The following is a 14,539-nucleotide window of genomic DNA, read 5'->3' on the forward strand; positions in this document are numbered from 1 at the left end:
GGAGCCGGGTAAAATCTTCACCAAAGCCACACCGGGAGCAAGGGGGCGCCTTTGCGCGCAACGGTCAAGGACGTAGCGCGCCTCGCAGGGGTTTCGCCAAAGACCGTCTCGAACGTCATGAACGGCATTGTTCCGGTCAGCGGCCCCACCAGGATCAAGGTGGAGCAGGCCATGGCGGAACTGGACTACGTTCCCAACCTCTCTGCCCGGGGACTGCGCAACGGAAGGTCGGGCGTCATCGCCCTGGCCCTGCCCGATCTGGCCACGCCGTACTCCGCCGAGATCGCACACAGCGTGGTGGAGGTGGCCCACGAGCAGGGGTGGAGCGTGCAGATCGAGGAGACGGGGTCCGATCCCACGCGCGAATACGAGCTGATGTCGCGGGCGCGGTCCAACCTCATCGACGGGCTCATCCTCAACCCCGTGGTTTTGGACGAGAGTGCCGTGAAGGTGGGGGTTGCCCTGCCTCCGGTGGTCCTGCTGGGTGAGGTGACGCAGAAACTGGCTGACCGTGTATGGGTGGACAGTGTTGCCGCCGCACGGGACATGACGCTGGCGCTGGGCAGCACCGGCAGGCGCCGTATTGCCGTGCTGGGGGCCGCGGAAGGCAGGGGCTCGGCGGCGGCCGTCCTCCGCACCCGTGGGTACCAGGCTGCACTCGAAGAACTTGGCATTGGCTGGGATGACTCACTGATCATCCCCTGCGAAAAGTGGAGCCCGGATACGGCGGCGAAAGCGCTGTCCACCTACCTTGACTCGCATCCCCTGCCCGAGGCCTTGTTCTGCTTCACCGACTCCATGGCCATCGGGGCCCTCAGTGTGCTGTGGAAGCGGGGCATCAGGGTGCCCGACGACGTGGCCGTTGCCGGCTTCGACGACATCGCCGACGCCAGGTATGCAGTGCCGTCACTGACCACCGTTTCCTTTGACAAGCGCCAGGTGGCCAGGGAGGCCTTGCGCCTCCTGACCGAGCGCATGGCCGACCGTGAGGGCCCGCAGAAGGTAGTGGCCATCGATTACCGGATCGTGGAACGGCAGAGTACCTCCTAGGCTCCTGCCCTCCGACCGGGATCCTGGCGCGGGAGCCCTAATCGAGAGTGGCGGGTCACTTTGCGAACGCTAACAATTATCCATTGCGGTGGCCATTACATCGATGTAATGTGAGGCGTGCGTCACACCGGGGCCCCGCGGGGCATGGCTGCCCAGCATGCGGCAGCAACGGTTTGTGGCGCGGGAATGACTTTCAGCGGACCCATCCAAAGGAGTGACGGGTGAAGCAGTTTGATTTTTTCGCAGGCAGGCAGCTGTCGAGACGGCAGCTGTTGTCGGGAACCGCAGCAATGGGCAGCGTCATTGCTGCGGCGGGCCTGGCAGGGTGCGGTGGGAATGCCTCCGCAGCGGCCGCCAGGGACATCCAGTTCTGGCATCTGTTGTCCGGCGGCGACGGCATCAAGATGCAGGCCATGATCAACAAGGCGAACGAAGCCAACCCCGGGTTCAAGGTGCACCCGACCGTCCTTGCGTGGGGCCCGCCCTACTACACCAAGCTCGCCATGGCCTCGGCCGGCGGCCGGCCGCCGGAGTTGGCCATCATGCACGCCAGCCGTGTCCCGGGCTACGCCCCGGGCGGCCTGATTGAGCCCTGGGACCTCTCGCTGCTGGCAGAGCACGGCGTCACCGGCGCCGACTTTGCCCCGCGGATCTGGCAGAAGAGCCAGCAGGACGGCAAGGTGTTTTCCATCGCCCTGGATTCGCACCCGTTCATCATGTTCTACAACACGGACGTTGCCCGCAAGGCCGGCGTCCTGGGTGGTAACGGGCAGCTGCAGGAGGTCACGTCCCCGCAGGGGTTCATGGCCATGGCCAAGGAAATGCAGAAGGTCACGCAGGCCCACGGGTTGTCCTTTGGCTACCTCGGCAGCGGATCCCAGATGTGGCGGCTGTTCTACACGCTCTACAAGCAGCACGGCGCCGACATGACGCTGACGCCGGGCCAGCCGATGAAGGTTGACCGGGACGCCGCCATTGAGTCGCTGGAATTCATGGCATCGCTTTTCGACGACACCATTGCGGCAAAGAGCGGCGACATCAGCACCGGCATCGCGGAATTCGCCCGCGGCGGCTCGGGCATGCTGTTCAGCGGCGTCTGGGAACTGCCGACCATGAAGAAGGCAGGCCTCCCGGTGGACGCTGCAACGATCCCCACGCTCTTTGGCACCCCGGCCGCGTACGCGGACTCGCATTCCTTCGTCCTGCCACGGCAATTGAACGTGGACGATACGAAGCGGCGCGATGTCTACAAGTTCGTCAGCGACATCCTCAAAGGATCGCTGTCCTGGGCGGAGGCAGGACACATCCCCGCCTACCAGCCCGTGGTCCAGTCCCAGGCGTATAAGGCCCTCACACCGCAGGTGCATTACGCCAACGCCGCGGACGTCATTGCCTACGATCCCGAAGCCTGGTTCAGCGGCTCCGGTTCCGACTGGCAGACCTACTTTGCCGAAAACGTCCAAAACGTCCTCCTAGGCCGCGACAAGGCAGCGGCCGGATGGGACGCCTTCGAAAAGCGCACCAACACCCTTCTTTCCCGGCCAAATCCGGTCTAACCGCCCGAGCGACAAAGGAGTCCTTCATGAGTTCTTCACCAGCAGCCCGGCGCAGGACCGGGAGCCTCGCCAGGAGCAACCTCAGCGGTTGGGGGTTTGCGGCGCCCTTCCTGGCTTTCTTCGTCGTCTTCCTGGTGTGGCCGGTTCTTTACGGCATCTATATGAGCCTCACCGGCAAGTCCCTTACCGGAGCCAACGACAGCGTGATCGGTTTCGCGAACTACGCCGAAGCCTTCGCCGATGCCGACATGTGGCGTTCGCTCGGCAACACCCTCTACTTCACCGTCATCAGCACGGTCCCGCTGGTGCTGGTCGCTTTGGTGATGGCGGCACTGCTCAACGCCGGCCTGCCGGCGCAGTGGCTGTGGCGCCTGTCCTACTTTGCCCCGTACCTGCTCGCGTCCACCGTCGTTTCGCTGTTCTTCAGCTGGATGTACAACCCGCAGCTGGGCCTCATCAACGATTCCCTGTCCAGGATCGGCATCCCCAAAGTCGCCTGGCTCAACGACCCCAACGTGGCCATGTGGGCCATCGTCATTGCCACGCTGTGGTGGACGGTGGGGTTCAACTTCCTGCTGTACCTGGCGGCCATGCAGAACATCCCGCAGCAGCACTATGAGGCGGCATCCCTCGACGGCGCCGGAGCCTGGCGCCAGCTCTTCTCGATCACCTTGCCGCAACTGGGCCCCACCACCGTGATGATCGTGCTCCTCCAGGTCCTTGCCTCGCTCAAGATCTTCGACCAGGTGTACCAGATGACCGCCGGCGGGCCCGGAGGGTCCACCAGGCCGGTGGTGCAGTACATCTTCGAAACCGGGTTCACCGGCTACCGGCTGGGCTATTCCGCAGCCATCTCCTACATCTTCTTCGGACTGATCGTGGTCGTCTCGGTCATGCAGTTCGTCATCACCCGCCGCAGGAGTGCATAACCATGGCAACCCAGACCATCAGCCGGCCCCGGCCGGGCACCAACACCAGCCAGGAAACCCGCCAGCCCCGCAAGACGATGACCCCGGGCAAGATCGCCACCCTGGTGGTGGCCGCGGCCATCGCGGTCCTGTGGCTGGTCCCGTTCGCCTGGGCCACCGCCACCGCCTTCAAGAGCGAGACGGATGCCGCAGCTCCGAAGGTCAGCTGGCTGCCGCCGTCGGGCTTTACTGCCGACGCATTCGTCAAGGTCTTCCAGGACGGAAACATCCCGCTTTGGACGTGGAATTCCCTCTATACCTCGGCCGCCATCACGGCCATCACCCTGGTGATCTCGGCGCTCGTGGCCTACGCCTTGTCCCGGATCGACTTCAAGGGCAAGAAGGTGCTGATGACGGTGATCATCGCCTCCATCATCGTCCCGCCGCCGGTCCTGATCATTCCGCTCTTCTACCAGATGCTCGCCCTGCACATGGTGGACACCTCATGGGCCATCATCCTGCCCCAGGTCATCCACCCGGCCATGGTGTTCGTACTCAAGAAGTTCTTCGACCAGATTCCCCGCGAACTTGAGGAGGCCGCGGTGATGGACGGTGCCAGCCGCATGAGGATCTTCACCCAGATCATCCTGCCGTTGTCCCGGCCCATCCTGGCCGCCGTCGCCATCTTTGTGTTCATCGGCGCATGGAACAACTTCCTGTGGCCGTTCATCGCCACCAACGACGCCTCGCTGCTCACCCTCCCGGTGGGCCTGCAAACCATCAAGAGCGCCTACGGCATCCAGTACGCGCAGAACATGGCGTCCGCCCTGCTCGCGGCGCTGCCGCTCATCCTCGTGTTCCTTTTCTTCCAGCGCCAGATCATCAAGGGCGTCGCGACGACGGGCCTCGCCGGAACCTGAGCCGGCACCTTCCGCCCATCCAGACCCACACCTGCGAACCAACCACAACCAAGGAGATGTCCCACATGTCCCGCGCACGGATCACCCTCGACCGCGACTTCACCATCGGCGAAGTCCCCCGACGCCTCTTTGGCTCCTTCGTGGAGCACATGGGCCGCTGCGTCTACACCGGCATCTACGAACCGGGCCACCCTGAAGCGGATGAAAACGGCTTCCGGCAGGACGTCCTCAAACTCGTCAAGGAACTCGGCGCCACCGTCATCCGCTACCCGGGCGGCAACTTCGTCTCCGGCTACAACTGGGAAGACGGCATCGGCCCCCGCGAAAACCGGCCCCGCCGGCTGGACGGCGCCTGGCACACCGTGGAGACCAATGCGTTCGGCCTCCACGAATTCGTGGACTGGTCCCGCCAGGCCGGCACGGAAATCATGGAAGCCATCAACCTGGGCACCGGGGGAGTGGACGCGGCCCGCGAGATCGTCGAGTACGCCAACCACCCCGGCGGCAGCTACTGGTCCGACCTCCGCGCGAAGAACGGCCACAAGGATCCGTTCAACATCAAGCTCTGGTGCCTGGGCAACGAGATGGACGGGCCGTGGCAGATCGGCCACAAGACCGCAGAGGAATATGGCCGTCTGGCCCAGGAAGCCGCCAAGGCCATGCGTTTCGTGGACCCGGACATTGAACTGGTGGCCTGCGGAAGTTCCAACTCCGGCATGCCCACCTTCGGCGCCTGGGAGCAGACTGTCCTGACCCATGCCTACGACGAGGTGGACTACGTCTCCCTCCACGCCTACTACCAGGAGCACGACGGCGACGTGGGCAGCTTCCTCGCCAGCGCAGTCGACACCGACTATTTCATCGAGTCAGTCATCGCAACCGCCGACGCCGTCCGGGCGAAGGGAAAGCACAAGAAACACATCAACCTTTCCTTCGACGAATGGAATGTCTGGTACCAGCGCGGCCGGGACACCGAGGACCAGCTGCGCAACGTCGCCAAGGCCGGCTGGCGCGAGCACCCCCGGCTCATCGAGGACAAGTACAACGTGACGGATGCCGTGGTGGTGGGAACCCTGCTGAACTCGCTGCTCCGCCACGGCGACCGCGTCAAAATCGCCAACCAGGCGCAGCTGGTCAACGTCATCGCCCCGATCTTCAGCGAGGAGAACGGCCCGGCCTGGCGCCAGACCATCTTCCACCCGTTCGCCCGGATGGCAGAGCTGGCCAAGGGCCAGATCCTGCGGTTGTCCGTGGACTCGGACCAGTACGCCAACAGCCGGTTTGGTGACACGGACCTGGTGGATGTCAGCGCCACCTGGAACGAGGAAACCGGCCGCGTGGCCCTGTTCCTGGCCAACCGCGGCCTGGAAGAGGCCGCGGACGTGGAGGTCAGCCCGCGGGGCTTCGACGCACGGCGGGTGGTCAGGGCCGAGGTGCTCGAGATCCCGGAAGGCGGCGACCGCTTCACCATCAACAACCAGGAAAAACCCGACCGGGTGGGCCTGAAGCCGCTTGAGGGAGCCAAGGCAACCGGATCTGAGCTCCGGCTGGGACTTCCCGCCCTGTCGTGGGCTGTGGTGGAACTGGACGTGGCGAAGAACTGACCCACGTTCCAGGCACAAAAGGTCAGGCACAAAAGGTCAGGCACAGGAAAGGCCGCCCCGAGGGGCGGCCTTTCCTGTTGGGCCTGGTTTTTGTTGGGCCTGGTATTTCTTGGTTCTGGTTTTTGTTTGTCCTAGCGGGAGCGCTGGCGGAGGCGCTGCATGTCCAGGATGACCACCGCGCGGGCTTCGAGGCGCAGCCAGCCGCGCTGGACGAACTCGGCCAGGGCCTTGTTGACCGTTTCGCGGGAGGCGCCCACCAGCTGCGCCAGTTCTTCCTGCGTGAGCTCGTGGGCCACCAGGACGCCGTCGGTAGCCGGCCGGCCGAAGCGGTCCGCCAGGTCCAGCAGCGCCTTTGCCACGCGGCCGGGGACGTCGGAGAACACAAGGTCCGAGAGGGAGTCGTTGGTGCGGCGCAGGCGGCGGGCCAGGGCCTGCAGCAGCTGGGCCGAAACCTCCGGGCGGGTGCGCAGCAGGGCGTTCAGGCTCTCGTTCTTCAGCCCGGCCAGCCGGGTTTCGGAGACCGCGGTGGCGGTGGCGGTGCGGGGGCTGGGGTCGAACAGCGCCATCTCACCAAAGAGCTCGCCCGGGCCGAGGATGGCCAGGAGCGATTCACGGCCGTCGGGCGAGGTGCGGCCAAGCTTTACCTTGCCGGAGACGATGAAGTACAGCTGGTCACCCTGGTCACCTTCGCGGAACACCGAAGCGCCGCGGGACAGGTCCACCTCGGTGAGCTCGTCCGTCAGCAGCCGGAATGCGTCGTCGTCGAGCGTGGCGAAAAGGGGTGCTCGGCGCAGTACCTCGATGTCCATGAAATCTCCTGAGTAAAAGTATCGGCTGTGGCGCTTGTGCCATTGTTTCAGAATTTTCAACGTTCTGTGACGAACTTGGCAGCCGAAACGCCTGCGGGCAACCGAATGCAGGTCTGCCGGAGGGCGGTGCACGCCACAGAAGATTGTCAGCGTCCGCCACTAGAATGGGGGTTCAACTGTAAATAAGGAGCCTTTGTGGTCGGCCTGACTGTCCTGGACATCGTCCTGATCCTGGCGCTGCTGTCATACCTGATCTATGGCCTCCGCAACGGGTTCCTGGTCACTGTCGGCGGCCTCGCCGGGTTTGCTGCCGGTGCCATCGCCGCATTCTTTGCCGTCCCCCTCGTCAGCACCTTTGTCGAGGACTCCGGGTGGAGGCTTACCGCCATCATCGCTGCCGCCGTCGTGCTGATGGCCGTGGGACATGGCCTGGGCACCATGGCCGGGCGGCAACTGCGCGGCGTGGTGCGGATCCGTCCCTTGCGGGCGGTGGACCGGCTGGTGGGCGGGGCGTTGAACCTGGTGGTCTCCGCGCTGGTCATGTCCATGCTGGCGTTCAGCGTCAGCTCCCTGGGCGTGCCTTTCGTGTCCCAGCAGCTGGCCGAGTCCAAGGTGATCCGCTTCATCGACGGGCTCACCCCCACCCCCGTCAAGGCCACCATGGCGCAGCTGCGGTCCACTGTGATCGGCAACGGCATTCCCACGTTGATCGAAGGGCTGGACCAGGGCCAGGCGGTCCAGGTGCCCAACACCAGCACCAACACTCCGGCGCTGAACAAAGCGGCGCAGTCCGTCCTGAGGATCGCCGGCACTGCCTACGAATGCGGCCAGAACCAGACCGGCAGCGGCTTCGTGGTTTCCCCGGACCGCGTGGTGACCAACGCCCACGTCGTTGCGGGCGTGTCGCAGCCGGTAGTGGAGATGCCCGACGGCGGTGCGATGCCCGGCCGCGTGGTCTACTTCGACACCAAGCGGGATCTGGCGGTCCTGGCGGTGGACAACCTGCCGTCCCGGCCGCTGCCGCTGAGCCGCGACCTGCCCGGCGGCAGCCAGGCCGCGTTCGCCGGGTACCCGCACGGCGGGCCTTTCCAGTCCAAGCCCGCCACCGTGCAGGACATTGCCACGGTCCTGGTCCCGGACATCTACGGGAACAACCCGTCCCCGGAGGACATCTACCGCCTTGCCGGGGACGTGCAGCCGGGAAACTCGGGCGGCCCGCTGCTGACCACTGACGGCCAGGTGGCCGGGGTGGTCTTTGCCAAGGCAACCTCTGACGCCGAGGTGGGGTTCGCCATCACCATGAACGATCTTGACCCGGTCGCGGAGCAGGCACCCGCATTGTCCACACCCGTCTCCTCCGGGCAGTGCATCCAGAAGTAGCGGCTCCCGGCTACAGGACCTCGGCCAGGTAGTCGATGGCAAGTTTGTAGCCGAACACCCCGGCACCAACGATCACCGCCGCGCAGACCGGCGACAGGTAGGAGTGGTGCCGGAATTCCTCGCGCTGGTGCACGTTGGTGATGTGCACCTCGACGGCGGGCACCTGCACCGCGGCCAGGGCGTCACGAAGAGCAACGGACGTGTGCGTGAAGGCGCCGGCGTTCAGGACAATGCCCACCGCGGTGCCCCGGGCGGCGTGGATGGTGTCCAGCAGGACGCCTTCGTGGTTGGACTGGACGCACTCCACTGCGAAACCGTGCCGCTCTCCGGCGGAAGCGGCCAGCCGCTCCACATCGGCAAGGGTGGAGGTGCCGTACTTCTCCGGCTCCCGCGTACCCAGCAGGTTCAGGTTGGGGCCATTGATGACCAGGATGGTGCCGCGGCCGGCTTCGACAGTGGAGGAGGCTTCAGTCATGCCTGCAAATCTATCGGTTGGCCCTGCCCGCCGCGCATTCTTACGTCCGGATGCGCGGCGGGCAGGGGGTCCGATGGCTGTTTAGAGGGCCGTCGCCTTCAGCAGCAGGGCATGCTCGGGGTTCAGCACCGGCATCGGCAGCCCTACCTCCGCGAGGAAACGGCCGTTGGCAACGGCTCCACCGGCAAGCCACGCCGGCGGTTGCGCCTGGGTGAAGGTGTGCGCGTAGTCGGCGTCCTCCTGGACGGGGGCGAGGACCTCAATCCGGTAATTCCGCTCCGGCTCCAGGCCGGGGAGGCCCATGCGTCCGGGCTGCTCCGCGGCAGAGGTGCGCGTGCCCACAACGGCGAACAGGGCCGCCGTCGTGCTGTCCGCGATGGACCCGTCCGCCACCACGCCGTGCAGCAGGAAGGCATCATCGGCGACGTCCGCGTGGACCCGGCGGCCGCTGTGGATCAGGTCCCGGTGTTCCTTGTACAGGCCCACGATGCGCCGAAGTTCGTCGCGCTCCTTGCCCTGGACGCTCCGGACGTCCCATTCCATGCCAAAGTGGCCGAACAGGGCGGTGATGGCCCGGAAGGACAGGTCGTGCGTGCGGGCGGTGGTGTGCGACGTGGTGGGGCCGATGTGGCTGCCCACCAGCTCGGGCGGGACCACCGCGCCGGTCCAGCGTTGGATGGTCTGCCGTTCCAGCGCATCGTTGCAGTCCGAGGCCCAGATCCGGTCGGTCCGCTCCAGGATGCCCAGGTCCACGCGCGCGCCGCCGGAGGAGCAGCTTTCAATCTCCACGCCGGGGTGTGCCTTGCGGAGCTCGTCGAACAACCGGTACGCGGCGAGGGTCTGCGCGTGGACGGAAGGGGCGCCGGCGTGGCCGTGTTCCACGAGGTCGCGGTTCTGGTCCCACTTCAGGTAGCTGATGTTGTTGCCGGACAGGAGCCCGTCGATCCGGTCGTAGATGTACTGCCACGCGTCCGGGTTCACCAGGTCGATGACGTGCTGGTTGCGCCACTCCAGGGGCAGCCGGCCGCCGTCCTTGTGTGCCTTCGCCGACGGGCCCACGATCCAGTCAGGGTGGGCGCGCGCGATGTCCGAGTCAAGGTTGACCATCTCCGGTTCAACCCACAGCCCAAACTCCATGCCGCGGGAGGTGACGGCGTCGATGAGGGGGGCCAGGCCGTTGGGCCACAGGGTTTCGTCCACGTACCAGTCGCCCAGGCCTGCATGGTCGTCCCGGCGGCCGCGGAACCAGCCGTCGTCGAGCACGAAGCGCTCCACGCCGAGGTCGGCGGCCGATTCCGCCAGTTCGGTCAGGATGTCCAGGTTGTGGTTGAAGTAGACGGCCTCCCAGACGTTGAGGACGACGGGCCGCGGCTTGCCGGCGGGCAGGCCGGTGGACGCGGCGGGCAGGACATGGTGGGGACGGGAGCGGAACCAGCTGTAGAACGCTTCGGTAATGCCGTCCAGGCCGTGGTCGGAGTAGGCGGCGAACAACGCGGGGGTGGTGTAGCGGGCACCTGGTTCAAGGATGACTTCGGCGGGACCCAGCAGCTCGGAACCGCCGATCATGGTCCGGCCGTCGCCGATGGTGTCGGCGAACTGTTCATGGTTGCCGCTCCAGGCCAGGTGGGTGGCCCACACCCTGCCGTGCCGGTTGCCGAAGCCCTTGGTGCCGGCGGCGAACAGCAGGGAGGAATCGTGGCCGGTGCGGCCGTGCCGGCCGGTGCGAACCCAGGTGCCCTGCTGGATGGGGCGGCGCTGGGGATGCCGCTCGCGGCACCAGCGCCCGGTCAGGTCAAGGAGTTCGACGGCGTCCGGTGCCACGGGCAGGACGGTCGCCAGCTCGTCCACCTGGAAAGGCGTGGTTCCCTCATTGGTGATGGTGTGGCGCAGTTCCAGCAGGCCGCCCGCATGAAGCGCAAGGGACGTGGCGACGCTCAGGCCCGTGTCGCCGTCGGCCTGCACGATGGTGGCGCAGGATCCTTCGGTGCTGACGGAGGTGACGCGGAGGCGGGAGGAGAAGTCCCGGCCGGCGCCGCTGTCCGTGATCCTGTGGCCACGCAGGGCCGGGCGCCCGCGCCAGGCCGAGGAAGCCTGGGGGAGGAGGCCCGCGGGAACGCGGACGTCGATCGACGAGGGCGGCACCGCAGCCGTGAGGATGGCCAGGTCCGGCAGGTCTGCGCCCAGCTCGGCGCCCCAGTGGATGACTTCGGCCTCTCCGCTGTCGAAGCTGATCACCAGGCTGGTGCCGGCGGAACGGAGGTGCAAGGGATCCATAGGGAAGTCTCTTTCAGTGTTCAGGGATTGCGTCGTCACGAACGCGCAAAAGGAAAATCACGGGAAGGGGAGGCCGGGTGCCGCCGCCGCGAGGAGGGGACGGCGGCACCCGGCCGGGTGGCTGCGACCACATACGCAGCCACGTGCGGGGGTTACTTGAAGAGGGCGTTGACCTGGTCGTTGGCGGCCGTCAGGGAGCTGGCCTTGGATTTGCCGGAGACCACGGAGTCCATGGCCGGCTTCATGATGCCGTCAACCTTCGCGGCGTTGTCAGCGATCGGGTAGAGGAACGTGGTGCCGTCCTTGACCTGCTGGCTGAAGGGGGTGACGTCCACGCCCTTGGCCTTGAAGGCTTCCACGGCCTTGTCTGCGGAGGTCTTGATGGCGGGGAAGACGACGGCCTTGGAAGCCACCACGTCCTGGCAGGCGGCGGAGCCGAGGTATTCGACCCACTTGATGGCGGCTTCGGGCTTCTTGGTGCCGGCGTAGATGGAGTCCGCCAGGCCGTTGTACATGCTGGCGCGCTTGCCGTTGACACCCACCGGGGTGGGGGCGATGCCCACCTTGACGTCCTTGTAGCCGGTGTACTGGCCGATCATCCAGGAGCCGTTGGCGTTGATGACGGACTTGCCGGCGGCGAAGGTATCGGCCATGCTGGCGCCCACCGTGGTTTCGAGCTTGGGCATGTAGCCCTTCTCCACCAGCCCGGCGAACCAGTCGATGCTTTCCTGGAACTTGGGGTCGTCGTAGTTGAAGTGCTTGCCCCACGGGTTCTTGTCCGTGTGCGTCCAGCCGGTGGTGCCGGTCAGGTAGCTCCATTCGGTCTGGCCCTGGCCGGAACCGGAGCCGTTGAGGCCGAGCCCGTAGACGGCAACGTTGTTCTTGTCGAAGCCGGGCTCGTCGCCGCGCTTGCCGTTCTTGTCCACGGTCAGGTGGGCGATGGTCTTTTCGTACGAACCGCCGTCCTTCGGATTCCACGTCAGGTTGGCCATCTGCTCCGGGGTGACGCCGGCGTCCGCGGCAAGTTTGGTGTTGTAGAACAGCGCGATGGTGTCCCAGTCCTTGGGAAGTCCGTAGCGCTTGCCGTCCTGGCCCACCCAGAGGTCCGCCAGGCCGGAGTTGTAGATGCCGGTGTCGATGTTGTCCTTCTTGACGGCGTCGTCCAGGGCGAGCAGCTGCTTGTTCTTGATGAATTCGGGGTACTTGCCCAGGTGGTCGGTGAAGACGTCCGGGGCGGTGCCTGCCACGAATCCGTTGGTCAGGGTGCCCCAGTAATCGTCCCAGCCGCGCTGGGTGACCTTGACGGTGATGTCCGGGTTGGCCTTGTGGAAGTCGTCGGCGCACTGCTTGTAGGCGGGGAGCTGGTTGGCGTCCCAGAGCCAGTAGTTGATCTCGCCCTTGCCGGCTTCCGCGGAGCCGCCGCCTCCGCAGGCGGAGAGGGCCAGGACTGCTGCCGCGGCTGCTGCGAGGGAGCCGAGTGCTTTCTTGTTCAGGTTCATGGGGGTCCTTTCAGGGTGCTTCCGGGCAGGCCGCCGTGGCGCGCGCCGGGAGGGGGAATTTCGAGGGAAGGGGTGATTACTTGATGCCGGAGAAGCCGATGGAGTTGACGATTTTCTTGCCGAAGACGGCGAACAGGATCAGGACGGGAAGGGCGGAGACCAGCGTGGCTGCCATGAGGCCGGACCAGTCCGGCGCTCCCTGCGGCGATTGGGACTTGAACACGCCCAGGCCCACCGTGAGGACGCGGACGGACTCCTCCTGGCCCACCAGCAGCGGCCAGAAGTACTCGTTCCACTGGCCGATGAAGGTGAGCAGGGCCAGGGTGGCGATGGGGGCTGCGGCGTTTGGCAGGATGATCTGGAAGAAGATCCGAAGGTGCTTGGCGCCGTCGAGCATTGCCGCTTCCTCCACCTCGCGGGACATGTTCAGGAAGAACTGCCGGAGGAAGAAAATGGCGAACGGGGTCATGAAGATGTAGGGGAGTACCAGCCCCGCCATGGTGTTGAGCAGGCCCAGGTTCTTGATCAGGAGGAAGTTGGGCAGCGCGGTGAAGATCGGCGGCACCATCATGGTGGCCAGGAACAGGCTGAAGACCAGGTTCCGTCCCCGCCACCGCAGCCGGGCGAAGGCGTAGGCGGCCATGGCGCTGAAGAACACTGCGCCGGTGGTGGTGATGGAGGCAAAGAGCACGGAGTTGCGCAGGTAGATCCAGAAGTCGATTTGCGCGCCGGATCCGCCCTGGGCCACTGCCTCTTCGGGGGACTGCAGGCCGAAGACGCGCTGGAATGCGCCCAGGCTGAATTCTGCGGGCAGCAGGTTGGTGGCGTTGCCGGCCAGGGCCCCGTTGGTGGACAGTGCCGTCCGGAGGATCCAGTAGAAGGGGAGGACCGAGACGGCCACGGCGATGGCCACAAGGAACCAGGCGGCGGTGCGGCGCCAGTTGAACGGACGACGGCGGGTGGCGGGCCGGGCGGGTGCGGAGACTTTTGCGGTGGTCATGGAAGTGTCCTTAATCCAGGTCTGATTCGTTGCCCTTGAGGAACTTCATCTGGATGAAGGCCACCAGGGCGAGGATGACGAAGAGGATGACCGCCAGGGCGGAGCCGTAGCCGAAGTCCGATTCCGTGAAGGCCTTTTGGTAGATGTAGAACTGCAGCACCCGGCTGGCATTGACGGGTCCGCCCAGGGTGGTGACGGCAACGGTGTCGAACACCTGGAAGGAACCGATGACGGTGACGATCAGGACCAGCGCGAGCACCGGGCGCAGCAGCGGCATGGTGATCTTGCGGAATGTTTGCCAGGGTGAGGCGCCGTCCAGGTTGGCCACTTCGTAGACGTGGCTGGGAATGGCCTGCAGGCCGGCGAACAGCAGCAGGGCGGTGTAGCCCATGTGCCGCCAGGTGTTGATGAGGGCCTGGGTGGGGATGGCCCATTCCTCGCTGCCGAAGAATGCCACCTTGGGCAGGCCGATGGCGTCGATGAAGTAGTTGACGATGCCGATCTGGTAGTCCAGGAGCCAGAACCAGAGGAGGGCGGCGATCACGTTCGCCATCAGGTACGGCAGCAGGAGCGCGCCGCGGATCACGGTTGATTTGGCTACCCGGTGCATCAGCAGGGCAAGCCCCAGTGCGAGCGTGGTCTGGAGGAGGATGTTGATCAGGACGTACTGCCCGGTGACAGCCAGCGCATTCCAGAACAGGGGGTCCTTGGCGATGGCCTCATAGTTGGCGGCACCGATCCACGTCGGGTCGCCGAGGATGCTGTATTCGGTGAAGCTGAGGTAGATGCCCCGCAGGGTGGGCACCAGGTAGAAAACGATAAATCCGATCATCGCCGGGGATATGAAGAACAATGCGATCTTCAGGTCGCTCTGTCCCCGGCGCTTCAGCGGCCGGTGCGCTGCGTGCACTGCCGGGCTGGCGTTCCTGGTAAGGGTGGTCATCGTCGACCCTTTCCTGAGTGTGATGGAAGTAACAGGCTGGAAAGAAATCTACACGAGTAGATATTGGACGGCAAGGGCTTATTTCAATGTTTCAAAACCGGGGCAATTACGCCAGTGACTG

At 65.5% G+C, this 14,539-nt stretch carries 12 protein-coding genes; 6 read left to right on the forward strand and 6 right to left on the reverse strand.

Features of this window, described 5'->3' with window-relative positions; all coding sequences use genetic code 11:
• Window positions 1–51: 51 nt before the first annotated feature.
• The 5 genes from AC3ANU_RS05690 (at window position 52) to arfA (ending at window position 6,038) form a co-directional block, all read left to right on the forward strand.
• Complete coding sequence (locus AC3ANU_RS05690; RefSeq protein ID WP_026265720.1) at window positions 52–1,050, forward strand: LacI family DNA-binding transcriptional regulator; 999 nt, start codon at window positions 52–54, stop codon at window positions 1,048–1,050.
• Between the two features lie 290 nt (window positions 1,051–1,340).
• Complete coding sequence (locus AC3ANU_RS05695) at window positions 1,341–2,606, forward strand: extracellular solute-binding protein (RefSeq protein WP_478223412.1); 1,266 nt, start codon at window positions 1,341–1,343, stop codon at window positions 2,604–2,606.
• Window positions 2,607–2,632: 26 nt separating this feature from the next.
• The gene (locus tag AC3ANU_RS05700; RefSeq protein WP_018768978.1) at window positions 2,633–3,535 is read left to right on the forward strand and encodes a carbohydrate ABC transporter permease; all 903 of its coding nucleotides are present in this window, start codon (window positions 2,633–2,635) and stop codon (window positions 3,533–3,535) included.
• A 2-nt stretch (window positions 3,536–3,537) separates the two neighbouring features.
• The gene (locus tag AC3ANU_RS05705; RefSeq protein WP_018768977.1) at window positions 3,538–4,434 is read left to right on the forward strand and encodes a carbohydrate ABC transporter permease; all 897 of its coding nucleotides are present in this window, start codon (window positions 3,538–3,540) and stop codon (window positions 4,432–4,434) included.
• Window positions 4,435–4,499: 65 nt separating this feature from the next.
• A complete protein-coding gene (gene arfA / locus AC3ANU_RS05710) occupies window positions 4,500–6,038 on the forward strand; it encodes an arabinosylfuranosidase ArfA (RefSeq protein WP_488315622.1) in 1,539 nt (512 codons plus the stop codon).
• A 131-nt stretch (window positions 6,039–6,169) separates the two neighbouring features.
• On the opposite strand, the gene AC3ANU_RS05715 is transcribed toward arfA, so the two are convergent.
• Window positions 6,170–6,847: a Crp/Fnr family transcriptional regulator gene (locus AC3ANU_RS05715; RefSeq protein ID WP_011775987.1), complete on the reverse strand. Its 678-nt coding sequence runs from the start codon at window positions 6,845–6,847 to the stop codon at window positions 6,170–6,172.
• A gap of 195 nt (window positions 6,848–7,042) precedes the next feature.
• On the opposite strand from AC3ANU_RS05715, the gene AC3ANU_RS05720 reads away from it, so the two are divergent.
• Entirely contained in the window at window positions 7,043–8,227 is a 1,185-nt protein-coding gene (locus AC3ANU_RS05720) for a MarP family serine protease (RefSeq protein ID WP_134164154.1), read from the forward strand.
• 10 nt (window positions 8,228–8,237) lie between these two features.
• Here AC3ANU_RS05720 and aroQ read toward each other — a convergent pair whose 3' ends face one another.
• The 5 genes from aroQ to AC3ANU_RS05745 all read right to left on the reverse strand — a co-directional run bounded on the left by aroQ (window position 8,238) and on the right by AC3ANU_RS05745 (window position 14,418).
• The gene (gene aroQ / locus AC3ANU_RS05725) at window positions 8,238–8,702 is read right to left on the reverse strand and encodes a type II 3-dehydroquinate dehydratase (protein ID WP_056392571.1); all 465 of its coding nucleotides are present in this window, start codon (window positions 8,700–8,702) and stop codon (window positions 8,238–8,240) included.
• 81 nt (window positions 8,703–8,783) lie between these two features.
• A complete protein-coding gene (locus tag AC3ANU_RS05730) occupies window positions 8,784–10,976 on the reverse strand; it encodes an alpha-galactosidase (protein ID WP_056392573.1) in 2,193 nt (730 codons plus the stop codon).
• Window positions 10,977–11,128: 152 nt separating this feature from the next.
• Window positions 11,129–12,475 (reverse strand): ABC transporter substrate-binding protein, encoded by a 1,347-nt coding sequence (locus tag AC3ANU_RS05735; RefSeq protein WP_134164153.1) that lies wholly within the window; start codon window positions 12,473–12,475, stop codon window positions 11,129–11,131.
• A gap of 76 nt (window positions 12,476–12,551) precedes the next feature.
• On the reverse strand, window positions 12,552–13,475 hold the full coding sequence (locus AC3ANU_RS05740; protein WP_018768971.1) for a carbohydrate ABC transporter permease: 924 nt from the start codon (window positions 13,473–13,475) through the stop codon (window positions 12,552–12,554).
• Window positions 13,476–13,485: 10 nt separating this feature from the next.
• Window positions 13,486–14,418, reverse strand: coding sequence for a carbohydrate ABC transporter permease (locus tag AC3ANU_RS05745; RefSeq protein WP_488315623.1), 933 nt, complete (start codon window positions 14,416–14,418; stop codon window positions 13,486–13,488).
• Window positions 14,419–14,539: the final 121 nt, after the last annotated feature.

The organism is Arthrobacter sp. SDR-2R, from assembly GCF_057747955.1.

What these genes read in the sequence shown, in the direction of transcription:
- AC3ANU_RS05695 (WP_478223412.1), top strand. Translation starts at nt 1,341, where the DNA reads ATGGGCAGCGTCATTGCTGCGGCGGGCCTGGCAGGGTGCGGTGGGAAT.
- AC3ANU_RS05700 (WP_018768978.1), top strand. Translation starts at nt 2,633, where the DNA reads ATGAGTTCTTCACCAGCAGCCCGGCGCAGGACCGGGAGCCTCGCCAGG.
- AC3ANU_RS05705 (WP_018768977.1), top strand. Translation starts at nt 3,538, where the DNA reads ATGGCAACCCAGACCATCAGCCGGCCCCGGCCGGGCACCAACACCAGC.
- arfA (WP_488315622.1), top strand. Translation starts at nt 4,500, where the DNA reads ATGTCCCGCGCACGGATCACCCTCGACCGCGACTTCACCATCGGCGAA.
- AC3ANU_RS05715 (WP_011775987.1), bottom strand. Translation starts at nt 6,847, where the DNA reads ATGGACATCGAGGTACTGCGCCGAGCACCCCTTTTCGCCACGCTCGAC.
- aroQ (WP_056392571.1), bottom strand. Translation starts at nt 8,702, where the DNA reads ATGACTGAAGCCTCCTCCACTGTCGAAGCCGGCCGCGGCACCATCCTG.
- AC3ANU_RS05730 (WP_056392573.1), bottom strand. Translation starts at nt 10,976, where the DNA reads ATGGATCCCTTGCACCTCCGTTCCGCCGGCACCAGCCTGGTGATCAGC.
- AC3ANU_RS05735 (WP_134164153.1), bottom strand. Translation starts at nt 12,475, where the DNA reads ATGAACCTGAACAAGAAAGCACTCGGCTCCCTCGCAGCAGCCGCGGCA.
- AC3ANU_RS05740 (WP_018768971.1), bottom strand. Translation starts at nt 13,475, where the DNA reads ATGACCACCGCAAAAGTCTCCGCACCCGCCCGGCCCGCCACCCGCCGT.
- AC3ANU_RS05745 (WP_488315623.1), bottom strand. Translation starts at nt 14,418, where the DNA reads ATGACCACCCTTACCAGGAACGCCAGCCCGGCAGTGCACGCAGCGCAC.